At 65.0% G+C, this 24,363-nt stretch carries 11 protein-coding genes and 3 pseudogenes; 6 read left to right on the top strand and 8 right to left on the bottom strand.

What is annotated here, in order from left to right; genetic code table 11:
- The first annotated feature begins 127 nt into the window (after positions 1-127).
- Positions 128-1,249 (top strand): L-histidine N(alpha)-methyltransferase, encoded by a 1,122-nt coding sequence (locus BU204_RS27050; protein ID WP_143229775.1) that lies wholly within the window; start codon positions 128-130, stop codon positions 1,247-1,249.
- A 116-nt stretch (positions 1,250-1,365) separates the two neighbouring features.
- Positions 1,366-1,896 (top strand): hypothetical protein, encoded by a 531-nt coding sequence (locus BU204_RS39425; RefSeq protein WP_143229774.1) that lies wholly within the window; start codon positions 1,366-1,368, stop codon positions 1,894-1,896.
- Positions 1,897-1,993: 97 nt separating this feature from the next.
- On the opposite strand, the gene BU204_RS27045 is transcribed toward BU204_RS39425, so the two are convergent.
- Both BU204_RS27045 and BU204_RS39420 read right to left on the bottom strand, forming a co-directional pair.
- A complete protein-coding gene (locus BU204_RS27045; RefSeq protein WP_075128583.1) occupies positions 1,994-2,566 on the bottom strand; it encodes a hypothetical protein in 573 nt (190 codons plus the stop codon).
- 82 nt (positions 2,567-2,648) lie between these two features.
- Positions 2,649-2,913, bottom strand: a pseudogene (locus BU204_RS39420) (IS110 family transposase); the annotation flags it as partial.
- A 2-nt stretch (positions 2,914-2,915) separates the two neighbouring features.
- Between BU204_RS39420 and BU204_RS27035 the strand changes: the two are divergent.
- Positions 2,916-4,087: pseudogene (locus BU204_RS27035) on the top strand (IS1380 family transposase); the annotation flags it as partial.
- Here BU204_RS27035 and BU204_RS39415 read toward each other — a convergent pair.
- Positions 4,063-4,284: a hypothetical protein gene (locus BU204_RS39415; RefSeq protein ID WP_143229772.1), complete on the bottom strand. Its 222-nt coding sequence runs from the start codon at positions 4,282-4,284 to the stop codon at positions 4,063-4,065. The pseudogene BU204_RS27035 and the gene BU204_RS39415 sit on opposite strands and share 25 nt — an antisense overlap.
- A 404-nt stretch (positions 4,285-4,688) precedes the next feature.
- Here BU204_RS39415 and BU204_RS39410 point away from each other — a divergent pair, with 404 nt between their 5' ends.
- Positions 4,689-5,282, top strand: coding sequence for a DUF6236 family protein (locus tag BU204_RS39410; protein WP_143229771.1), 594 nt, complete (start codon positions 4,689-4,691; stop codon positions 5,280-5,282).
- A 935-nt stretch (positions 5,283-6,217) separates the two neighbouring features.
- Positions 6,218-6,853, top strand: coding sequence for a hypothetical protein (locus tag BU204_RS27030; protein ID WP_143229770.1), 636 nt, complete (start codon positions 6,218-6,220; stop codon positions 6,851-6,853).
- A gap of 608 nt (positions 6,854-7,461) precedes the next feature.
- On the opposite strand, the gene BU204_RS27025 is transcribed toward BU204_RS27030, so the two are convergent.
- Both BU204_RS27025 and BU204_RS38560 read right to left on the bottom strand, forming a co-directional pair.
- A complete protein-coding gene (locus tag BU204_RS27025) occupies positions 7,462-8,703 on the bottom strand; it encodes a tyrosine-type recombinase/integrase (RefSeq protein ID WP_075128580.1) in 1,242 nt (413 codons plus the stop codon).
- Between the two features lie 147 nt (positions 8,704-8,850).
- Positions 8,851-9,153 (bottom strand): helix-turn-helix domain-containing protein, encoded by a 303-nt coding sequence (locus BU204_RS38560; protein ID WP_083661674.1) that lies wholly within the window; start codon positions 9,151-9,153, stop codon positions 8,851-8,853.
- A 142-nt stretch (positions 9,154-9,295) separates the two neighbouring features.
- Here BU204_RS38560 and BU204_RS27015 point away from each other — a divergent pair.
- Positions 9,296-10,069 (top strand): annotated as a pseudogene (locus BU204_RS27015) (IS256 family transposase); the annotation flags it as partial.
- Positions 10,070-10,139: 70 nt separating this feature from the next.
- Here BU204_RS27015 and BU204_RS39405 read toward each other — a convergent pair.
- The 3 genes from BU204_RS39405 to BU204_RS27005 are packed head-to-tail and all read right to left on the bottom strand — an operon-like array spanning position 10,140 to position 23,369.
- A complete protein-coding gene (locus BU204_RS39405; RefSeq protein ID WP_143229769.1) occupies positions 10,140-10,571 on the bottom strand; it encodes a hypothetical protein in 432 nt (143 codons plus the stop codon).
- Positions 10,571-16,789 (bottom strand): RHS repeat-associated core domain-containing protein, encoded by a 6,219-nt coding sequence (locus BU204_RS27010; RefSeq protein WP_143229768.1) that lies wholly within the window; start codon positions 16,787-16,789, stop codon positions 10,571-10,573. The genes BU204_RS39405 and BU204_RS27010 overlap by 1 nt, the downstream gene beginning before the upstream one ends.
- Positions 16,790-16,802: 13 nt before the next feature.
- Entirely contained in the window at positions 16,803-23,369 is a 6,567-nt protein-coding gene (locus tag BU204_RS27005; RefSeq protein WP_158073518.1) for a LamG-like jellyroll fold domain-containing protein, read from the bottom strand.
- Positions 23,370-24,363: the final 994 nt, after the last annotated feature.

The following is a 24,363-nucleotide window of genomic DNA, read 5'->3' as shown; positions in this document are numbered from 1 at the left end:
GAGACGCAGAGTGACGACGGAACCAGTGGACCCTTTCTCCGCCTACGGGCGCCCGTGTGACGAGCCGGTACACGACGAGGCGCATCCCTCGGTGCTGAGGTGCGGACTGGCAAAGATCCTCCGGCAAATGAATATCCCGATGTGGGCCCAACTCGCTACGGAGGGGCAGGCCGACTCTCTGGGCGAACTCCTCGATGGGCTTCGTCGCGGCCACTCCACCACGGGAGATGGCAAGTGGATCTCCTCAGCCTTCGCGTACGCCGGTGAGGGACCCGCGGACGCGTGGTCGAAGGCTTGCCAGGACCGGCTCTACCCGGTAATGCGACGCAGCATCGAGTCATTTCGGGATCGCTGGTGCCAGATCCGCTCCAGTCTCGGATCCGGTCCATTCAACTACGTCAGCCTTGGCCCAGGCGACGGCCAGAAAGACGCTGTCGTGCTCCGTGAACTACGTCGCGACAACGCCAACTTGTACTATCTCCCGGTCGACGCTAGCCCGGATATGCTGGGGTTCTCTGTGCGCGACCTCATCGTGCAGCTGCGACTGTCGAGCGATCGTATCCTGGCACTGCCGTGGGACTTCGCCCGTCGCGACAACCAGCTCCGGCTTCGCCAACTACTGGATACCGCATTCGGCGGCACCCCGGTCCTGTTCTCCCTGCTAGGCAATACTCTGGCCAACTTCACTGACGACGGTGAACTCTTGAAAAATATCACCGCCAATCTCCTGCGCTCGCAGGATCGGCTTCTTCTGGAGGTCAGCACCGCTCCTCTACTCGATGCCAACCATGCGGCCCTAGCGGCGAAGGAGTACGAGCGCAGTAGCAGCTTCGGTGAGTTCGTGATTAGCGCGCTTCGTCGATACACCGATCTCCGGGTAAGCAAGCACGACGTCTCCTACGTCGGTACGGTCGAAGGAAATCGTGCTCTGTTCGTAAAGGTTATCTACCGAAAGAAGGAGGACGGGGACACCACGTTTACCCTCTCCACGGGTGAACCAGTCTCCTTTAAGCACGGCGACACGATTCGGCTGCTGGTGACGCGCAAGTACGCCCACACAGGCATCGCCGCCCTGCTCAAGGACAGCGGCCTCACGCAACTTGCTAGCACGCCAGCACGTTTCACATCTATTAACGACGGACCGGCATTCGGAATGGAGCTCGCCGTACTCGCGAGCAACCAGGACCTCCTCGCAACCGTTCCCGAGCCCACGATTGCCGACGACCTCTGGCGCGACCCGGCCATCTGACCGAAAGACACCTCCCCATGTCCCGATCCACCATCATCGCGTTCGCCACGTTCGGTAGCGTTACCCTCGCGGGCCTCGTAAGCCTCGCCTGGCTCGCCACCTCACGAGGACCGGCCATGTTCGAACCATCCGTGGGCCTACTCGGTGTGCTCGGAGGACTCGGTGGCCTGCTCGCCGAACGAAGGGCCACAAGACAAGAACGTCGCCAAACTGTTCTGTTCACACTCCGAGATGAGCTCGACCGCGTAACCGCCATACTAAACAGCCGCGAGTTCACCTCCTACCTCGACCGGCGACGGGTATTTCCCCGTCTACCCCTCTCAGCAGTCGACGCAGCGCTGATCTCCGGGGCTTTCAGCGAACGCGCCGACGCAGAACTCCTAAGTCTCCTCCACCGATGGCAGGACGAAACGACCGGTTTTAACCGCCGCCTTGAGATTACTGAGATGCACCTATTCGCTGTCCCGGGGCCTGTCGACGACAGCATCGCCGAATTCACATGCGCGCTCCGCGGCAGCGGCGGCTACCACGACCGCATCAAACACCGGCTCACTGAACTTCAGCAGATCCTCGCCAAAATGACAGCCAAACCCACCAAATTGAGCAGCTGGTTGCGAGGCCGGCCATCCCCTTCGGTGGAACTGTAAAACGTTCGGGTCTGTCCAGACAAACGGCTCTGGCGCACTTCGGGCGTCTATGGCACGGGGCGACGCGCCGACGCGCCGATCTGTGAGGAGGACTCGACTACCCCAGCGAGGATTCCAGCGGGCGGGTGCTCCGGCTGGCTAGGTACTGCGACAGCCCACGCGAGGACCGGCCACCAGCTTGGGTGACCCTGGCCATCGCGGTGGTCACCTCGGCGAGCAAGGCCGGGGACAACGGGCGGCCCAGCGCCTGCGGAGTCGCGACGAACCCGGCGGGCAGTGCGGTGCTCACCGCCGGGATCTGTGGGGTGGTAGCGGCCACGGGGGCGTCGAGCAGTTCCAGGAACCGCATAGTCCGCTCCGGGTACAGCTCCGTCAGCTCGGCGTCCACTGCCAGGCGCAGGCCCCCGCCCTTGGCGTAGTCAACCCTGCCGAACCGTTGCTCGGAGGGAGGGCCGCCGCGCGGGGAGGCGAATCCCAGTGCCCAGGGAGCGTAGAGAGCAAGGATGACCCGCACCTCGGGCGACACCCCGGCGCGGTCGGCGGCGACCTGGGCCTGGCCGACCTCGGCGATGCGCTGGTCGCACAGCCGCCAGAACGCGTAGAGGAACCGGCTGCTGAAGCTGTCGTCGACGTCGGTGATCTCCGTGCCCGGAGTGTACTCGCCGATCACCCGGGTCTCGTCCAGACCTTGGTCCTCGGGGTTGGCCTGGTGGCGTGCGGCGTCGCCGCCTGGGGGTGTCCCTATGTGGTTGTCAAGCCGCAGTGGGGATGGGAGTGGGTTCGGGGTGCCGGTAGTAGGTCTTGTTGCGGAGCATTGCGAACAGGACGTCGCAGCGGCGCCGGGCCAGGCAGATCAGTGCGGCGTTGTGTTTCTTCCCTCGTCGCGTTTTCGCTGGTAGTAGGCCCTGCTGGTGGGTCGAGCAAGGCTGCGAACGCGGCGAGGAAGAATGCTCGTTCGAGTTTGAGTTTGCGGTTGCTGGTGCGGGCTGGGTGCTCGCCTTTGATCGAGGAGCCCGAGCTGCTTGGCTGAACTTGCGGTGGTCAGGGCGCAGCCGCAGATCTTCGGCGTGGTGGCCAGTGACCCGACGGTGTCGCGGCTGGTCAGTACGTTGGCCGCCGATATCGACACCGTGTTGCCAGCGATCCGGTCCGCTCGAGCGAAGGCACGGGCGGCGGTATGGGCGCGGCGCCGACCGCTTGGCGGGCGGCCGGGAAACCGCGACGGCGGTCAGGTGATCGTGGACATCGACGCCACCCCGACCACGGCGCATTCGGACATGGAACACGCCACGCCTACCCACAAGCGGGGTTCGGGTTCGCTCCGATGTGCCTACGTCGACCACGGCGAGCACGGGACCGGGGAAACGCTGGTCGCACAGCTGTGTCCGGGAAGTGCCTCACACTGGAACAAGGCCGATCACATCCAGGCGCTGGACCTCGCGCTGGCCCAGCTGCCCGAGCGGGAGCGGAGCCAGGTGCTGGTCCGCGCCGATTCCGGTGCGTGTTCCAAGGCATTCCTGACCTATGTCACCGAGCTGGGGCGGGAGTACTCGATCGGGTTTCCCGCGCATGAGACGGTCAAGACCGCGATCGAGGCGATCCCAGCCCAAGCATGGCGCGCTGCGATCGACGGCGACGGTCACCCACGCGACAGTGCCCAGATCGCCGAACTCACAGCATGGATGCCCGCCCCCGTCCGGGCAACCCGACCCGGGCCCCAGGACTGGCCAGCCGATATGCGGGTGATCGCCCGCCGGGAACGCCCGCACCCGGGAGCGCAGCTGCGGCTGACCGACCTCGACGGTTGGCGCATCACCTGCTTCGCCACCAACACCCGCGGGCCCGGCTGGACCCTGGCCGCCCTGGAAGTCCGCCACCGCCAACGGGCCCGAGCAGAAGACGCATCCGTGGGCTGAAAGACACCGGGATGCGCAACCTGCCCTTTTACGGCTACGCCACAAACGGATCTGGCTGGAGATCGTCGCCTGGCCGCCGACCTCCTCGCCTGGACCCAAACCCTCGCCTTCGACCCAAACGAACCCGCCCGCCGCTGGGAACCCAAACGACTACGACTACGCCTCCTCGCCGTCGCCGACGCATCATCCGCACCGGCCGCCGACACCGACTACCCCATAACTGGCCCTGGAACCACCTCATCCACACCGGCTACGCCGCACTACAACCCACCTGACAACACACACGAAAGATCGAGGCTGGTGCGTCGGCGGCGTTGGCGGCCCAGTCGCCGGCGGAGTAGCGTCGCCAGGTGACGGCGACGTCGGTGTGCATTTTCAGCGTGCGAGCGAGGATCGCTGCGAGGAGCCGGTAAATCGTCGAAGGGCCTATCTTCACGTCGTGGTAGCGCCGCAGGTACATCTCGATTTTCAAGGGCCGAAGTGGTAGTGCTGAGTTTTCTCGAAGTAATAGGATCTCATCAAAGTGAAATCGTCGAGCTATATCATCTTGACCGGGGCTCTCAATCGACACGAGGGACTCGCGGCTTTGAGACTCCTCAAGGGCATGTCGGGGCCGGAATGGCGCCGTCTTCCGCGACCACAGATTCCGGCGGCGGTGAACCATCCGGGCCCTTGTGGGTATATTGCGGAAGCGATCAGTCCAGCATGGACGACTCTCTGAGAGTAATTCTACTCGACTTGGGCTCGGCAGAAAGAGCGAAGAAGACCCGTCCTGGATTGGCCTCCATTCCACTCTCGGATCTATCTATGTAGCCACCCTTGCTGATGTAATGGGGGCGACATAATAAGATTTCGCCAGTCACAGATGATTTGAAAATGCGCGTCGCTGTAGGGGTTGTGGAACAACTCATCGACCTGTTGCTGTTGCGAAGTCGGCCGAAGCGGGTTGATCCGAACGTAGAGAGCGCTTACTTCCAACTGGCATTGCAGGCGGTGATCGAACCGAAGAATATTAACGCAATTCCGATGGCAAAGTTGCTCAAATTTCGACGTAAACATCAGGACGGAATGGTCGCATTCCGTTCGCACGTTTCAGAGCTGGTTGACGAACTCGGACAAGTGGCGAACGTGGAGAATCCCGCGATGGCTCAAGCTCACCTGCAGGCACTATACGATAAACACACCCGGCCGCAGCTTAATTCTCTCCGTCGGGAGATGGCCGGGATCGGAATTGATACAGCCATCGGTACTCTCGCTGCGAAAGTCGATCCAGGCGCTGCGGCCGGAACTCTCCTTGGTGGCGTTGCTATGGCCGGCGGCAACGCGCTGCTCGGCGGCGCCGCCGTCGCACTCGCCGTTGTTCCGCATCTTGCCTCAATGATGCGCGCGAAGCCCACAACGCCGGTTTCGTATCTCCTCGCCGCAGACCGGAAACTTGGTACGCGCTCGATCTTGGAGCGGCTTCGCTGACTGCACATTTCTGTTCGAACGGCGCCCCGGTCTCAACCGAGCAGGGCGTGTTCACGCCCGTATCAGCACCGCACTGACCGTGTACTCGTCGCCTTGCCTGCCTTTCGACGAGGTTCACCATAGAATTCACCAGAGTGGTCGCCGAACTCGACCCGGATCGTCCGAGGGATCGCGGCGACCAGCCGGGCGGACCCCCCACGTTGTGGTTTCGAAGACCCCCGTCGTGGTCAGGGTCGGCCAGCTCATGCGCGGCGCCGGCGCGTTCGCTTGGGTGAGCTGCGGGTCAGTGGCGTTGACCAGGGCGACGCCTCGGGAGAGTAGGTGTCGAGAGAAGTCCGCGTAGCCGCTGGCGTGCGGGGAGAGGCCTGCAGCCAGGCGGCCTCCAGGTGGAGAACTGCACGAACTGCTACCACGTCCTCTACTCGAAATTCGCGCGCTTTCACCCCCTTCTGACGTTCCCATGTCCTCGGGGCGCAGGCGTGGCCCCGTCCGGCTTGGCCGGTGATCGCTGCGACCACTCTGCCTGGGGGCCTACTCGGGGCAGGTCCGCTGGTGGTGCTTGAGCCCGGGCCCCCGGCGCTCGGGGCTCGACCTGGCTCGGCCTCCTGCGGACAGCGGCATGGTCACGAACGGATCGTCTGCAGCGACTCTGTGTCCATTCCGTGTTGCGTCGTGATGTGGTGGTTCGGGCCGCGGTGGGCCTGGTGCTGCTGTTGGCGGGTTCGATCGGAGTGACCGGGTGGATGGACTGGGCCGCGGTGGCACGCTGGGTGGGTTCTCGGGAGAGATGGCCCGAGCTGGGGTGGCTCTTGTTGTGCGCGGTGGCCCTCGGTGTGCTCACCACCAGCGCGTTCCTCCACGTCCGGGGCCCACGGTCTCCCCGGCGGCCACCGGCCGTGCAGGACGCGGTGGTCTCCCCACTGAGCTGGTGGACCGTGGCCGCCGCCGTCCTAGTGGCCGGTGTGGCATGGCTGGCCACCGCCTGGTTGCTGAACGAGGCAGCCGAGGCCAAGGATCCACCGGCAGCTCGAGTCGAAGCGATCAAGACCGGCTTGAGCATCGGCGCCGGAACTGGAGGCGTGTTCGCGTTGCTGCTCGCCGTACGCCGCCAATGGCACCAGGAAGTGGCCACGACCGCGACCGAGCTCGACGCGACCGAACGCCGGGTAACCGAGCTGTACACCGCGGCGGTTGAGCAGTTGGGGTCGGACAAGGCCGTGGTCCGCCAAGGTGGTCTCTACGCGCTGGAACGCGTCGCCCAGGACAACCCCGTCCACCGCGAAATTGTGATCAACGTGCTCTGCGCCTACCTCCGTGGGGTCCTGTGCTCACCGGCAGGGCGGGCGGCCCAGTCGACGGCGACGATCTCGTTCGCCCCGATACTGGAGGATGCCCTTCCGCTGCGAGTCTGGCCGGAATACGAACGCGACCTGGTCGGCGGCCGGGGCGCGCTGACTTGCCGCGGGTCCCGTTTGAGGACGCCCCGGTGTCCGAGTTCGCCAGCGGCGTCTGGGCCGGGGAGTGCGAGGAAGCGGTATATACTGGTTCTGACCTGCGGAAACTGTGCTTGACTAAACCGGGTCTGCGGAGGGTGGTCTGGGGGAGTGGCCAGACCCGGAAACTGGGCGCGGTACGCTCGTTCGTGAGCTGGATGAACGGCCTCGAGCACAGCGCTTGACTTGCTTGTGCTGGGGGTCAAGGGGTCGCAGGTTCAAATCCTGTCAGCCCGACGGTCGCGATAGGCCCGCTGGTTTTGGATGAAAGTCCAGGTCAGCGGGCCTTTTTGCTGTCCTGCTGTCGATCTTGTAGGACTGTCTATTTAGGTCTGAATGGAGATCAACAAGGGTAAGAAGGAGAAAATAAGGAGACGATCATGGTCTGGCTTTGACCAACGGCCATGTGGGGTCGCCTTGCAGACTCTCCTCCGTCATCCGGGCTTAACGGACGTCATCCGGGGTCGATCGCGGCTGGGATGGGTCCGGTTGCGGCCGGTTGGTGGTGGTTGCGCCCGGTTGACGGCGGCGTGAGCGGGTCGATGACGGGTGTGGACGGCTGGGGTGTGGTCTGGCCGGTTCATGGCGGCGGATTGGCTGCGAAAGACGGCGTGTCGGTGGGGATGCCGGAGTGAGGAACGGCCGCGACCTCCCAAGGGGAGGTGGCGGCCGTGTGTTGGGTGGTGTCAGGCGGTCAGGTCGACCGCGGGGATGGTCGCGACGGGTAGTGCGAGTCGGGTGAGCCGCTCGGCGCTGTGTTCGGTGCTTGGCGTGGTGGTGTTGCCGGTGAGGGTGTGGAGTGCGATGGTCCACCGGTGTTGGAGGGCGTTGATGAGTCGTGTTTCGACTTCGGGGGCGACGTGGGAGTAGATGTGCTGGATCTTGTCCGGTATGCGGTGTCCAAGGCGCCGGGCTTGCGCGACATCAGGGATGCCATCAGCGATGAGCCAGGTCTTGTGGCTATGCCGGAACCCATGGAAGACCAGTCCGGGCAGGACGGGGTGGACGCGGGTGCGGGGCCGGGTGCGGTGGTGGTTGCCGTCGGCGGCGGGCCGCATCGCGCGGCGGGCGAAGTTCGACCTGCGGAGTAGCTCCCCCTCGGAAGTGACGAACACGTGCGGATGGTCGTGCCCGTTGAGGTGCGTTCGCAGGAGGTGCACGAGAAAAGGGGGAAGGGTGATGGTGCGGGCGGATTCCGCGGTCTTGGGTGGCCCGAGCTCGAGCCGCCCGTTCACCTCGTGCAGCGCTCCGGCATGGCGGTCGATGACGAGGGTGGCGTCGTCGAGGTGAAGGTTATGCCTGCGCAGTCCGGCGAGTTCACCCCACCGCGCCCCGGTCCACGCGGCGGTGATCATCAGCACGGCGGCCCAGTCTCCGACCAGCGCTGCGGCCTGCGCGGCGACGCCGAGGGCCTGTTCGGGCGTGGCCCAGACCCGTTCGGTGCGGACCTCGTGCCGGCGCTTGCCGCGGCGGCGGGGCTGGATGGGGTTAACGGCGATGAGGCGTTCGTCGGCGGCGTCGGCCAGCAGCATCGACATCACTTTGACGATTGTGATCACGGTGGCTTGGGCGTAGCCCTCGGCGCGGAGTTTCTTGCCCCAGGTGTGCACGGCCAGCCCGGAGATCGCGTCCAGGCGGGTGGTGCCCCAGCGGGGGAGGATGTGGTTGCGGACCAGGCTGCGGTACTGGGCTTCGGTGGTCGCGGCGACGTCGAGCGCGTCGAACCAGGCGATCGACCACTCCGCCAGCGTCAGTTTCCCGCCGTCGGGGTCGAGGAACTGACCGCGCCGCTGGTCGGCTTCGATCTCGTGCGCTTTGTTCTCCGCCGCGGTTTTCGAGGTGAATCCGGAGATGGTGCCGAATCCACCGTCGTCTTTCGGGTAACGCACCCGCCACAGATTCTTGCCGCTCTTCTCAACGAAGGCCATGACTGAAACACCCCCTGGTGATGTGTGAAATTTGACGGACATATGGACGCTCCGTGTTCGTCAAATGTCAAGTGAAGCGTGAATGGCTGCCCCACGCGAAAAAATGTTTAGAGCGGCTTGCGGAACATTTTTGAGAAAGCCATGTTCTTAGGGTGTCTCGCCTTCGGCGATTGTCTCGATGTCGGCGCGGGAGAACCGCAGGTGTTTGCCGACGAACCGGCAGGGTACCGCTCGTGCTGCGGCTTTGCGCCGCAACCACGACGGACGCACCTGCAACAGCGCCGCCGCCTGCTCGGCGGTGTAGAGAAGAGGCTCCTCAGCGGCATGGGCCTGCACGGTCCCGGGCCTGTTCGCCGCGTGGGTTGCAGCGTTGTCGGGAGGGCTGGCCGCGCCGGATTCCAGTGCTTGGTCGTGCCGCGCAGACAGCGAACGGCGGTGAGGACGGCGCATGGCAGGGTGTCCACGGCGGACGCGATCTGGATGAGTCACGGTGTCTCCAAGTTGCTCGATCTGGCGGTGACACCCCTGAACTCCGAAAAACAGGCCCGCAGGGGACAGGCGACCACCAACTTTCTCCGCCAAATAGCGACCCCTGCCAAGCCTGGGCGTAGGTCAAGAAGCGGCTGATCTGCAGCTGACTGGCGAGGGCGGGGTGCTCCAGCAGTTGACCAAGCGGCTGCTCGAGTCCGCTCTGGACGGCGAGATCACTGACCATCTGGGTTATGACAAGCACGACCCGGCCGGCCGGAACACCGGCAACTCCCGCAATGGCACTCGATCGAAGACCGTGCTGACCGATGTCGGCTCGGTTGAGATCACTGTTCCGCGCGACCGCAACGGCAGCTTCGAACCCAAGATCGTCGTCAAGCGGCAGAAACGGTTGACCGGGGTCGACGAGATGGTCATCTCGCTGGCCGCCAAGGGACTGACGACCGGGGAGATCTCCGCGCACCTGGCCGAGGTCTATGGCGCCGAGGTCTATGGCGCCGAGGTCTCGCGGCAGAGGATCTCCACGATCACCGACAAGGTGCTTGAGGGCATGACCGAGTGGCAGAACCGGCCCCTGGACCCGGTCTATCCGGTGATCTTCATCGACGCTATCCACGTCAAGATCCGCGACGACCAGGTCGCCAACCGACCGATCTACGTCGCGCTCGCGGTCACCTGCGAAGGCCGCCGGGACATCCTCGGAGTCTGGGCCGGTGATGGCGGTGAAGGCGCGAAGTACTGGCTGCACGTGCTGACCGAACTGAAGAACCGCGGCGTTGCCGACGTGCTCATGGTCGTCTGTGACGGGCTGACCGGACTGCCGGACGCGATCACCACTGTCTGGCCGGCCACGATCACCCAGACCTCATCTCTCCACAATGGCTCCGCCGGGATGGTCCCGGTGATCACCTGCACCGTCGCGGGTGTCGACGGTGGTGGTACCGAGCCTAGTCTATTCGTTCTGCTCCTCGCTCCAATATATCAAGGTCTCCTTCAGTGGTGACGACGACAATCCATGAACGATCACTGGCTAAGAAATAGTGGTGCTCTGGAATCTCCAGTAGTGCACCAACGATCGCAGCAACACTCGATTCTCCAAAAAGGACGCCGACCGGCGATAATCCATCTCCTACGTGCTCAACTATCGAATCTTGTTGAACACGTTTGCATATTTCCTCGATGGCCTTAGCGTCAAGTTGTTCGTGGTTGTCGAACTTCCAGTGATCGTGTTTCCCCTGAACCCTAGTCCAATCGATCTTGCTTCCGGCGATGGGCAAGTGTTCCTGCACCCACTCGAAGACCACCGAGGCATCTTGACGCTCCAAAGCCGCCAACGGTGCTTCGGAATAGGTAACGCTCTCCCAATAGTTGTCACTCATCAGTTGCAGCCGAATCGTCCTTGAATCTTTGTCACAGTTGCTTCACTTGCATTGAAGTTGAAATGCGGGCCCTTTTCCTTGCCGCTCCAGACGTTGATGTGAGCGCCGTTTCGATCATCAAACTCGATTCTAAATCCAGTCTTTCCATCCGCTGTTTGCATGCCGATTGGCTTTCCGGCGATAGTACCAAATCTTCCTATCGTCGCCTTTTCTGCCTTGAATCCACGTTCATCGAGCCAGGACAAAGCTTTGTTGATTGCCTGATTGTAGTCGTCCTCGTCATCGTTATGAACCAGGATCGGAGTATCGCCCGCCATCACATAGTACGTGTGGAGGCCGGCTACGGTGAGATTGCGAACTCCTTGGTACTGTCGAGTGCTATCGCTATCGATGAGAGTCGCGGGCCGCGGAGTTCTTTCGTTCAGCTCATCCCGTGGCTGTAGATCCCCCGCAAGCACCCACTGCCCTCGGTTGTCGTCCCAGAAGGGGTGGTTGGTGGTTGCGGTGAGGGTACCGGTCTCGGTGCCGTAGTCGCCGTCTGTGTCGATGGTGAGGGTGGTGAGGTCCTTGACGCCTTGGCTGGTGATGGTTGCGACGACAGTGCGTGGGCCGGTTTCGCCGGTATCCGGGTCGGTGGAGAGGACTTGGTCGCCGACCTGGATGGCTTCGATGGGTTTGGTGGTGCCGTCGGCCATGAGGACCTTGGTGCCGGGTACGAAGCTGCTCGGGCAGCTGATCTTGCCGGTGGAGACGTCGACCTTCTCGGTGGTCTTGAGGGCGTCGGCACTTGTGTCGAGGGCTTTGATGACCTTGAGGACTGGGATGTTCGTGAGGATCCAGAGGCAGCTCTCGGTGCCGTTGGCGCAGTTGGCGATATCCGAGACGGGGGTCAGTTGGTAGACGAAGTCAACGAGATCACCCCAGCTGACGGGGGTGGGCGGTTCATAGCCGGCGAGGGGTTCGAGTTGGCTCAGGCGGTACTCGTCGCCACTGTTGTTGAACAGCTCCCAGGATTTTGCGTCGAGTTGGACGCCGCGGCGCTGGAGTTCTTCCAGATCAATCTCTGGCCGGCCGAAAACACCTACCTTGCTCGGATAAAGTCCGCGGGCGGTCGGCCAGTTGCAGCCGTCGCAGTAATGGGCCGGTGTCGACTTTTTCTTTCTCTTCTTCCGTCCGGATGATCCGGCGCCACATCTGCCGTCGCTGTAAGCCTGACAGCCAGCCTTGTTGCTTCCGCTGCCTTCACCCTTCGTGTGTTTGTAATAGTCACACGAATCGCAGTACAGGCCCGACGGGTCCGAGGATGTGACGGGGTTGTTGTTGCTGTAGGTGTAGCCGTGCATCTGCTGGGGATTGGCCAGGTCCATGATCGGGTCCACCGAGACGAAGCGGCCCAGCGCGGGGTCGTACTCCCTGGCACCGAGGTGGGTCAAGCCGGTGAGCTCGTCCTTCACGCCTCCCACGAAGCCCCGCTGGTCGGGCCAGAAGACCGGGTTGTCGCCGCGGGATTCGCCGAACGGCAGCTGTCGGCGACGGAACACCTCGAGCGTGGTGCTCTTGAGCGCCAGCGAGCCGGTGCCCTGGTGGTCGGTGGCGAGCCAGGTCAGTCCAGAACCGGTGCGCACAGCGATCTGCAGGCTGCCGTGTTGGTAGTACCGGGTGGCGGTTCTGGCCTTGGTTTGGCGGTCGAGACGGATCTCCTGGTTGCCCAGGTACAGGGTGACCGCTTGGGCGTCACGGCGGATGAGGCGGGATCCTTCGGCGGTGTAGAGGAACGAGGTTTCAGCGCCTGAGGCCTCCGTAACCTTCGCGAGGTGGCCCTCGGCGTCCCACTCGAGAGTCTGGTCCTCGCCGGAGTCCGTGCGGGTGGTGGTGTTGCCGACCGGGTCGTACTCGAACTCCTTCAGATTCGTCCCACCGGCGTGCTCGGTGACCACCGAATCGAGGGCGTGGCCTGTGTAGTCGTAGGTGCGCGTGACGTCCCCACCGATGGCGTGCTCGGTCTCGGCGGTGCGGTTGCCGACCACGTCATAGCCGTACGAGCGCCAGTACGGCGCCGGACCGCCCAGCGCGGTCGCGGAAGGATCTCCCGCGCAGTCCGCGGCGGGGGTCCAAGCCTCGGTCAACCGGCGCAGGTGATCGTAGCGGAAACACTGGGTGTCTGCCGTCTGACCTGCGGTCTTGTCCGCGACCGAGGTGACGTTGCCGGCGTCGTCGTAGGCGTAGTGGGTATCCGCCTGCATGGGCGAGGGCAGCTCGGCGTCCACCACGGTGCGCTTGAGTCGACGGGTCTGGTCTTCGTAGTAGTAGGACAGCCAGACGCGTTTGGTCCCCTCCCCGATCTGTATGCGCTCGGGCTCGCCGTAGCGGGTGTAGCCGGTGCTCGTCACCAGCTCGACAGTCCCGTTGTGCGCGCCGGAACTGGACAGGGGACGCCCCCAGTCGTCCTGGACGTAGTTGACCGACTCGCGGGGGAGCTCACCGGCCGCCGGATAGACCTCGCCGGACAGGCTGCCGTCCCAGTCGTAGCCGAAGTTGGCGGTGTACTCGCCGGCCAGTTCCTGCTCGGCCGCGGGGATAGTGACGGTGGTCTGAGTCGGTTTGTAGAACGTGGTGTATGAGTACACACTGGTGGTGTACGCGCTGTTTCCCACCCACCTGGTCGACGATTTGAGGTATCCCTTTCCCAACAGCGCCGTGTCGTAGACCCATTCCGCGAGCTTCGTTCCACCGACCTGGTCGCGGTAGGTGTGGGTCATGCGACCGAGCGAGTCGTAGGAGTACGCGAGCTTGACCCCCCGAGCATCCTCGGTGGTGGTCAGTTGATTGGCGTCGTTGTAGGTCATGCGGGTGGTGCCCCGGTCGGGGTCCACCGATGTGGTGTGCCGACCGCGCAGGTCGTAGGTGTAGCTCCACGTGTTTTCGGCCGGGTCCTCGACGGTTTTCAGCTGGCCGGCGGGGGTGTAGGCGTAAGTGGTTGTGTCGTAGTCCCCGGTCGGCGTGGGGGCCTGGTAGGTGCGCAGTTCGGTGGTGCGGCCACGAGCGTCGGTGATCGTGGTGGTGGCGGTGCCCCCCTCGGGCGGGGTGACGTGGACGCGGTCGCCGCCGTACGCGGTGGTGGTACGCCACTTCTCGATACCGCCACCCTTGAAGACCTGAGCGACGGGGCGACCGGCGCCGTCGTATTCCGTCTCGGTCAGCGAATGGATGTTTTGGTCGGTGGTCAGCCACAGGTTCGAGTCGACGGCGGCGCTGTTGAAGTACGGTTGGGTGGTGCGGTAGGCCCGGCCGTGGGAGTCGTAGCGAACATCAGTGATCAGCCGACCCGTGCCCACGGCTGACGACTGGGTCTGCCGCGGCCGAAGCAGGCCGTCATAGATCTGGTTGACGCTGGTGTACACGCCGTTGGGGCCGAGTGTCGTCGTGGTCACCACGTTGGGCGCGTTGTTGCGCACCTGATAGGCGAACTTGACGCTGCCGTTGGCGTAGTCGACCCGCCGTCGATTGGCCAGCCACACCTCGGTCGACCTGCCCAGAGCGTCGTAGGCGACTTCGGTGCGCCGGTTGTTCGGGTCCACGACCACCGTCGGCTGCCCGCGTCTCGGGTCGATGGTTGTAGTGGTCACCAAACCGGCCGTGACACCCGGTGTTGGCGGTGTGGTGGACACCGTCTGGGTCAGCGGCCCGCCCTCGGCAGGCGTGTAGGTGGTTGTGGTGGTGTGTCCGAGGATGTCGGTGGATGTTCTCGGACGGCCGTGCTTGTCATAGGTGAAGGTGCCCTGGGTGACGTATACCGGGTTGCTCGCGGGTCGTGCCGAGGCGGCTTCGGTTCTGGTGATGTTGCCAATGGCCGGTGCGACGCCTGCGCTCTGGCCGTCGTACGAAGTGCGGGCGGCGCTGACCGCGTGATCGGGGTAGCTGGGTGTCTGGCCACAGCGAACGGAAACGGTTTCCTTCGTCGAGGGGAAGTCGATCAGCCACGGGGCGCCGGTGTTGGGCACGCGGGTGGTCCTGGTGCAGAGGTCGTCGGCGGCGGTGGTGACGTCGCCGAGGTCGTTGACCTGGGTGGCGAGGCCGTAATGCTGGTCGTAGGTCGTCTCGACCATGGTTTCGCGTTCGGTGTCGTTCTCGAGCAGGGTGAAGGTGCGTTCCTGTCCGGTGCGGACGATGCGGGCGGACCGGGTGCCTCGGGTGGCGGTGGGGCCGTGCACGACAGGGGTGCTGATCGTCCGCGAGAGCCGGGGCGGATCAGCCTGGTTGGACGGGCCTTCGCGCTCGAAGGTCGCGTTCTCGAACTGGATGCCGTGTAGCCAGTCGGCGTCGGTGCGTTTGCCGTTCTTGCTGTCGGTGACCGTCACCTGGCGGGTGCCGGAGGGCAGTTTGTCGCCGTCCATGCCCCGATAGAAGCGTTGTTCGGTCATCGTCTTCGGCGCGTCGTGACCCGAGCCGTTGCGGATGCGGACCCGGCCGAAGCCGCGGAACTCATTCCAGGTTTTCTTGTCCTCCGGGGTGAACTCGGAGGTATCGAAGTGCCAGGCCGCGCCACCGAGGTACTCGTAGCTGGTCTCCACCGCCAGTGTTCCCGCCAGGCCATCATAGGCGGCAACGGAGGCGACCACGTACTTGTGGAAGTAGTCGGTACGTTCTGGAGACATCGGCGGAACCCAACGCTGGGGATAACAGCGCATGACGTTGGTCTCCGGGTTCGCCGGCATGTGGGAGCCGTGCACGCACTCCGGATCGGCGTAGTTGATCGACGTGATCCCGCCTGACTCGGAAGTGATCGCGTTCATCCGGAACCGGATCAGCGCCGAGTATCCGTCGGTGCCGTACACGCGGTTCGGCTTTCGGGCGCCGTCGAAGGTCACCTCCGGCAGGGTGATCGCGGTACCCGTGTGGCCGGTGTGGGTGATGCCCTTCAACCACAGTGCCGCCTTGTCGCCGTCGCCGGGGTCAGGTAGTTCGTGGCGCAGGGCCCAGGAGTCGACGGGGTCGTACGCGCTGCCGTTGCGGATCCTGCTGGTGATCTTGGCGAGGCGTTTGGTGGTCCAGAAGGTCGGAGACCACTTGTTCGTGCAGGTGCCGCCGTCGCACTTGAGGTTGAGGGGCACGTCGGGGAAGTTGTCCGGCTTGGTCAACACGCAGTTCGACCCCGGCACGCACCGATCGGCCACGTCGAAGGTGACCTGGGCGGATGCGGTGATCGCGGTGTTGTCCGCTCGGAGGCCGTAGTCGATGCGGTCCAGCCAGCCGCCGCGCACGTACTCGGTGGCGGCGCTGTTCTTGTTGCGCCCGTAGAAGTTCGTCTCCGTCTGGTAGACGTAGCGCATCATGTTCCCGAACCGGTCCACGACCTTGTCCAGGTTCCACCGATACGCTTGCGTACACCACGACGCATCAAAAGTGTTCCCGTGGCAGGGCTCGTTGACGTCGTCGCCGTACACCGGCACCGTCCAGGTCGACTTCGCCGCAGGCGTCGACCCGAAGAAGTACTGCGTCCCGTCGACCGTGGTGATCTTCCATGACTCACCGGTGTCATCCCCGTTACCGACGGTGGTCATCCGCTCGACACGCGACCCGTCGTCATCCTTGGGCTTCCACACGCCCGTCACATCATCGCGGATCAGCTCCGAGGCCGATCCGTTCAGCGAAAGCGTGGCGTTGTCGGTATGCCAGCACAGATCCCCCGGCTCCTCACCCCCACCTTCCAGATCATCCGCGCAACCGCGATAACTGCGCTCAACGAACCCCGGCCACAAACTCCACCCGTCCCCGACCCACGACGCCTGGTTGTTCGTCGCGCTGGTCAACCCGTCCACCGCACCCGACGAATACGACAACGCGATGTTCGGCTGCAACCCACCCGGCGCAGGCGACGTCGTGATCGGATAGGACCACGAGAAATCACCCGATTGGCCAGACACCTGCCACGACGCAGACGGATTCAACGACGTCTGCGTGAAGTCACCGGCACCGGGCAACGAGTTCCCGCTCGCGGTCTGATCACCCTGCAACGCGCGCGGCGTCGTTTCGTCCTTCGACGCAGGGGTCTGATGGCCCTGCTGGGTCACCGGAACCGACGGCACGGTCGGTGACGGCACCGACGGGCCACCGGTCGCCGCCGCAACCGACGGCCACACAGTTGCCTGCACCAACGTCGCCGTCAGAGTCGCGGCCAGGAACACACCGCAGCCGCGTAGCACGAACCGAGTACGCACGAGGTCTCCTCTTTCAAAACCGAGGAAGGTCAGGAGTCAGGGCAGTTACCGCGTCATCGACGGGCGTGTGAATCGGAAGGGTGTCCAGGGCATGGCCCAGTGGCCGGTCGAGTGTCTGACCCTCGCAGGTGGCGCTGGCGGACACGAACCGATCTGTTTGGTGCAGGCACCGGTACAACGGGATCGACTCCAGCTCGGCAGGCGGTGTCGTGTACACGTAACCGGTGCCGTCGATCACCTGCTCGCCCTCGCAGGACAGCTCGAGCGAGGTGAACTCGTCGATGTCGTTTCGACAGCTCATGACCGGCTGGGTACCTGGCTGTGGAGCGATCGCGACCCAGCCGTACCAGCCTTCCTGGTAATAGGAGGGCGCGGTGCCGTCGATCGATGTCCAGTGGTCGGCCCCGCTGCGGCTGTTGTATCGGACCAGCGGAGCGAACGCGATCGAGTAACCCAACACGCCCTCGTTCACCCCACCGGCACAACTCTGGTGGCGGGACTCGTGCCGGTCCGCCCCAAGACGACAGCTGTAAATCGGAATCGTCGGGTTGTCCGCCGACGGCGCCGAGTAGACCCGCGCCACCTCACCGGTGACGGTCTCGCCGGCACAGGCGGGATCGGCCGAAGTGAACCGGTCGGTGCCGGAAATGCACCCGTACAGCAGATGGGTGTCGGGCTGGTCAGCGACGGCCAGGCCGAGTGCGCTCTCGTAGTGATAGCCCGGAGGTATGGTCGAGTCGGTCATCGCGGTGTACCTGTCGCCGGCGGCGTTGACGAAGCTGCCGAGTGCCTGTGGCGCGGGAGCCGGCCAGCCTGCTCGCACCGCGATCTCGGCATCGGAAACCATGCCCTGGTCCACCCGGACCTCGTCCACCGCGCCGGGCAGGAAGTGCGCCGCTGCGCCGTTCAGCTTGCCGCGTCCGATGGTGAACGCGCCTGTCGCCGGCCACATCGGATTCTGGTTGCGGGTCCCGGCCAGCTGCCCGTTCACGTAAAGACGGACCTGTTGCGCCGAATGGTCGTATACACCGGCCAAGTGGACCCACTGGTTCAGCACCGCCGGCTGGGACGACAGCGCGCCGACGAGCGGCGCCCCATCGGCATCCTGGCTGGACGCACCGAACAACCATCTCCCCGACTCCGGGCGGTACTGCAACGCGAACCCGCTCGTCCGCGCGCCGTCCTGGCTCAATACCGTCGCGATCTTGTCGCCCTGCGTGAGGCGCGTCCATGCGGACACGGTGAAGCTGTCCCACATCGTCACGGCGCGTGTCGGGGTCGTGGCCGCCCCCGCTGTGCCGTCCAACTGCAACCCGAGGCCGTTGATCCCCGGTCCGAACGACGTTCCAGAAGTGGAGCGAGTGGCGTCGACCTGCCGCCAGTGGTAGTCGTCGGTGTTGCTCTCGTTGAATCGCCACATGCCGAGTCCGAACCATGGCGCGTCGTCGTGCACCGACCGGACCTGGCCGTCCTCCAAGGCGGTGGTGAACAGACGCACGTCGTCCACGCTGCCGGAGAAGAAGTCGGCATCGGCACCGTTGGTCTTTCCGCGGCCTATGACGAACGAGCCGGTCGACGGCGGAACCACCACACCTGGCTCCGTCGCTGAAGGAACACCGTTGACATAGAGCCTGACCTGGCGGACGTTCTTGTCATAGACGAGTGCGAGATGAGTCCACTCTCCCGTCGCCGGCTCGGTCGAGCGTACCACTGTCTTCGTCGAGTTCGTCGCGTCGGCAGAGGGAACCTGGATGGCCCATTTGCCCGACGCCGACTCGTACTTGAGCTGGAAGGCGCTGAGCTGTGTCCCGTCCTGGCCGAGGACAACCCTGTCCTGGCTACCGGAACCGGACAGCCGGACCCAGGCGGCCGAACTGAAACTGGCGCCGGTGTCCAGCGCTCTGCCGACGGTTTTCGCATAGCCGGTGGTGCCGTCGAACGAAGCGGCCGATTTGATCCGTCCGTCTCCTGACCAGCTGGTGCTTCCCACGAGCGTGGCGTCGAGTCCTTGCGAACCGGCGTCGACAGCCGTCGTCCCAGTGCCCTCGTCGAACGCCCAGTGGCCCGCGTCCGGATCGGGCGAGGCCCCTGGCGCTGCGGCAGCTGGAAAGGACCTGTACAACGCGCCTATCCGGGCTCTGTCCAACGCACCCGAGTACATGCGGACGTCGTCGATACCCCCCGGCCAGAACTCGGCTGCGGCTCCGTTCACCTTTCCTCTGCCGATCAGCACACCGCCGGTCGCCTGCCACGGACTGAGGAGCGTGCCGTTGTCGATCCGGTTCCCGTTGACGTAGAGCCACAGCGTCCTGCTGGGCGCATCGTAGACGCCGACCAGGTGAACCCACTGGCCCACGTCAGCTGGATCGAACGACACCGCTGCCTCGTAGCTCGTGCCGTCCGATGACGGCATCTCGAACACCCAGCTGCCTAGTGGGTTCTGGTCCATGTCAACCCGGTGTCCAAGCCTGAACTTGCTGGACTGCGGACCGTCGACGCTGACCGCGTCCACGGTGCACCGGTAGTCGCACGCGTAGTTGTCCAGGTTGACCCAGGCCGCGACGGTGAAGCTCTGATCGTTCCGCACGTCGATACCCGTTGTCGACAGCGCGCCATCCACCCCGTTCGTGCGAACCGAGTTGCTCACCCGACCTGCTTCGCGAGTCACGCCGCCGGTCGACACAGCCGGACGCGCACCGGTCGAGTCCGCCGCGCTGGTGCCGGAACCCTCGTCGAGAGTCCAGTGGTGGGCCAGGCTCAGATCACGACCGGACATGGTCCTGATCTCGGTGAGAAGGAGTGGTCTGTTGTAGACGGACAGGTCGTCCACGGCACCGGGGAACAGATCCACGACGGAACCGTTCTTCGTCCCGCCCCCGATCCGTAATCCGCCTCCGGTGTCGAATGTGTTCGTGTGGGCGACGGTTCCGGCGAGAACGCCGTTGACGTAGAGCTCGATCTGCCCACGCTCTCTGCTGTACACGGCGGCGAGGTGCGTCCAGACACCGACCTGGGCCGCCGAGTCGACCACCTCGTCAACGACGGCGGTCGCGCTGTCCGAGCGCGGCATGGCGAATGTCCATCGCCCGGTCGCGTTCACACGCAGCGAGAAGGCGTTGACCGCGCTCGCGTCCTGGGAAACGACCGCACCCTGCTGACCCGCGCGGTCGAGCCGGACCCATCCGGTGACCGAGAAGCTCTGGTTCGTGGCGACCGCTTTCCGGGCACTGACGTGATCGTCGACGCCGTCCAGTCGCACGGCCAGATCGCCGGGATCCGGAGCCGTGGTCTGGCCCGCGGTCCAGCTGGGACCACCGTGCAGCTGGCCGTGTAGACCGCGAGCCGAGGAGTCCCTGGCGTCGCCGTCGAACGTCCAGGTGCCCGCGGTGATGTCACTCTGGCTGACCAACCCCTGGATTTCCTCCGGGGAGATGGCGCGGCTGTAGAGTCTGACCTCGTCCACGGTTCCGTCGAGGTGGTTCGCCGGGGTACCGGCGACCAGACCTCGGCCGATCTCCAGCGGTCCTGTGGCGTGCCATAGGGACGTGTGCGGGACGCCAGGCGCGGTACCGGCAGGCGCTTTCTGCTCCACTCCGTTCACGAACAGCCGTGCCCTGCCGGTCGTGGTGTCGAAAGTGCCGGTCAAGTGGGTCGGCTGGACCTGCGACACGGCGTCCGCCAGTGGCTTCGCGGGAGCCTGATCCGACGAAACCGAGTCACGACCAGAAGGGGTGGCCGAATCGTTGTGGGGCAGGGTGAACGCCCACCGGTCGACGTCGTGGTCGTATTCGAGGCAGAACCCGCTCACCTTGCTGCCGTGCTGGCAGACCACGGTGAAGTCCCGGGTGAAGTCGTGAGCACTCACCGTCGCGGCCACCGAGAAGCTCTGGTCGGTGCGCAGCGTCGCGCGGTTGGTGGTCACGAATCCGGTTGTGCCGTCGAGTTCGACCCAGCCCCGCTCGCCCTCGTTGTCGCGACCGAACTCCGCGCCGTCCGCGAACAGGATGGCCGCGTCTCCGCCGGTAACCGTGTTGGCCGCGGTTTGTCCAGGAGTGGTGGAGTTCAACGCCTCATCGAATGGCCACTGTGCCACCTGCACATTGGTCCCACTCACAGCAGCACTGACCTCGGTGGACGTCACCGCGCGGTCATAAACCCGGACCTCGTCGACAGATCCGGCCCAGGGGTCGGCCAGGGCACCCTGCCACTTGACACGCCCGATCCGCAGCGGACCGGTCGCGTCCCATGAGGTCACGGTTCTCAGGGTCTGAGTCGGGCCGGTCTTCTGCCCGTTCACGTACAAGGTGAGCTTCTTCGTCGACACGTCGTACACACCGGCGAGGTGGGTCCAGGTGTTCACCTGCGCTGGCTCGGTCGACAGGACCTGGTCGGTACCGGCGTAGGTCGAGTCGGAGTTCGCCATGCCGAACGCCCATTTACCGGTGTCCGGTCTGTACCAGAGGGCGTAGCCGGGAAAGTTGGCGCCGTCCTGGCTGACCGCCGCCCGTGCGTAGTCGGCGTTGGTCAGTTTCACCCAGGCCATCACGGAGAAACTCCCGTTGGTGGCCACGGCGCGAGGAGCGGTCATGTCGGAGCCGTGGTGGCCGTCGAAGTGCACCGCGGTGCCGACCGCACCGGCTCCGAAGGCGGCGGTGCCGTTGAGCGTGCCGTGGTTGTCCCCGAGATACGCGGTGTCCTGCGCGTTGCCTTCGAAGGAATACTGCGTGTACGGACCGTTCCCGGACCGCACGTAGATCCGGTACTCCTTGGTCCTGAGGCTGCGGTTACCGGCCCGGTCGACGCTCTGCACGTACAGGGTCCGGGGGCCGTCCCCTTCGGGGGAGATCGCGACCTTCGCGGTTCCGTTCAGGCCACCCGTGGCGGGTACCTTGTTCGAGGGTGGAGACTGCCATCCCCACAGGTAGTGATCGATGTCGGTCTCAGCCCCGGGGCCGAACGTGAACGTGTCGGCCACGTTCACACCGCCGTGCCACTGGTTGTCCGGCTTGTAGATGACCCCGTTCACGGCCGGTTCCGTAGCAGGAGCCGTCTTGTCGATGACGAACTTCGGGCCGGTGACCGTCGGGCCGGTCAGTGCGCCGTCGGTGCCGGTGAGGTCCCAGGTCACCGTGGTGCCGTTGGCGATCCCGGTCGTGTCGAGGGGAGTGGCGAACTTCGAACCCGAGGCGAGGGTCTGCGAGCGTGTTTCCAGGCCGGGCTTGCGGATGTTCCACCGTCCGGTGACCTGGCCGCCGTCGGGGTCGGTGATGGCGCCCTTCAGGTTCAGCCTGGTCGCCCCGACATAGGGCGTACCCCCGCACCAGGTGCAGGCGGCGAGTTTGGGTTCGGTGTCCACTGCGGTGGGGGCGGCGGGCTTGCGGTTGTAGGTGATCGAGAGCATCGGGTAGGTGCCGCTCTGGACGTAGAACCGTTTCCAGCCGGTGTCGTTGCCTTCGGAGGCGGCTCGCAGGCCCAGCACGAGATTGGGGGAGCCGTTGGTTGCGGCCGTCTGCACGGCCGACTTAGCGTCCAGACCCACCCAGTTCGGATCGCAGGAACCGGCCTTCGGAACGGAGTTCGCCGAGGAGAGGTGGGTGTACCAGGGCGGTTGGTTGTTCCAGGTGGTGTTCGAGGCGATCCCGCTGGTGTGCCATAACTGCAGAGCGTCGACGGCGGCGGGATCACAGGAGTTCGAGTACTTCCACACCTGCCAGATCCGGAACGTCGCGCTCTGGATCGTCGATCCCGCCAGGCGTTGGGTGTCGAACGCGAAGAGGGAACGGTCCAGGTACTCCGCCGGCCAGCCCGGGGCGTGGCCCACGCGGGCCACGCCGAGGTTGCGTTCGTCCTGGTCACGGGGTTGCAGGTTCCAGTGCGACGCCGTCGGGTGCGAGCGACGCACCAGGGTCCACTTGTTCTGCGCGCCCGGCGTGTAGTGGCTGTAGGTCGGGTCGATCGTCACCGGGAAGCGAGTCTTCGGGTCCCGCAGCATCGCGACGTCCGGCACGAGGGTCATCGCGTCCTCGGAGACCTCGACGCCCACCGAGCGCTCAACCCGCGGTTTGGCGTCGTCCCACATCAGCGGGGCGGGAGCGTGGAAGACCTCCGTGCCGGCGGAATCCACGGCGGACAGGTTGCCTGCCGAGTCCGTGGACACCTTCAACCCGGTTGCCGACAGGGCCAGGCGGATCCGCGCCAACGCCGGATTCGCCGCAGCCTCCTCGGTCTTCACCACCACGTCGTGACCGAAACCGGCATCGGTGGCCCGGACCTTCAGATCGACACCGGGCAGGACCTCGGCGTACGTTGCCACCGAACCGTCGACCGTCGGTGCAGGTAACGGCGTCGGCCAGGACAGCGTCAACCTCCGCCTACCGTCGTAGACCTGCACCAACGGCACACGGCCACCGCTGGACACCTCGACGGTCGCGGTAGTCGCCCTGGTCGCATATGTTCCGGACGGAGTCCTGGCCAGGTCGGCATCGACCGCGACCCACCTCGCGCCCCGACGAACCCGAACGGGACCGAACGACTTATCCACCGTCCACGAGCCGTCCGGATTCGCGTAGGTGGTGGACATCTCGGACCGTAGGCTCACCACCTCCACCCGACGGCCCTGCGCCCGCGCGGCAAGCGACGCGGACGCCTCGTCCGGCGCCTCAGTCGTCACCCGAGGTGGAGCCGGCGCGCGCCAGGGCGCCCCGGCCACCACCATCGACCCCAACAACGCCAGCAGGACCACAGCAGTCGTGAATCTGGGCAGGACAGACCAGACGCGTGAGCGAAGCCCACGCGCCGAGACGCGACGCATTGACGAACAACCCCCGAACGGTCAGCGCGCGTCCCCCGACACCACGCCACCCGGACAAGATCCACCCATGACACTCGTCCACCCTGGGAAGGCCGGACAATCCGCCATACGGGCGCTTCACGGTGTGTAACCCGACGTAACGTACCGACAGGCCTCAGCGACGGCGGCCGTCGCGCAGGTCAACCTGGCTCCGTAGACCCATGACGTCGACTACCGCTCCCTTTCGCCGGAGGCCGCACTAACCGACGAGGTCGAAGGCGCCGGCTCTCGATGATGTCGCCGCAGCGCCGGGCAGAACGGCGTCCACCACGGCTCGGCTTGTCGAAACTAGGTCAGACCATGGGAGACTCGGGAACCATCACCTGGATCCGCACGACCGACTATGACGGTTCGACCGGTGACTTTGGATCGTCCCGGTGTCGACAACACCGGAGGTGGGTGTCCTCGCACGACTTTCCGGAGGGACCTGACCGGTCCGGGGTGGATTTGGGCAGCAGACCGCAGTCGCCACCGGAGTCGGGGCCCGCGTCCCCGATCGAGATAAGGTCAGTCGGCCACGCCCGCCATGATCGGAAGGACCGCGTCGTGAGCCGCCGGCGACGGCCTTTTTCCCTTTGAGGCGAACAATGATGCTCCATGGGGAATTCCGGAGGAATGCCCGCGACGGGTTACGATTTGATGTCCCACCAGAACGCATCGACGCCCACCGCTTCAGGTCACTAGTGTCCTGAGTCGGTAGTTCGTTGGCAGTTGTAGGGTGTGG

The organism is Actinophytocola xanthii (assembly GCF_001921205.1).
Classification (GTDB): Bacteria; Actinomycetota; Actinomycetes; order Mycobacteriales; family Pseudonocardiaceae; genus Actinophytocola; species Actinophytocola xanthii.
This window is presented reverse-complemented; position numbering and strand designations above follow the sequence as displayed.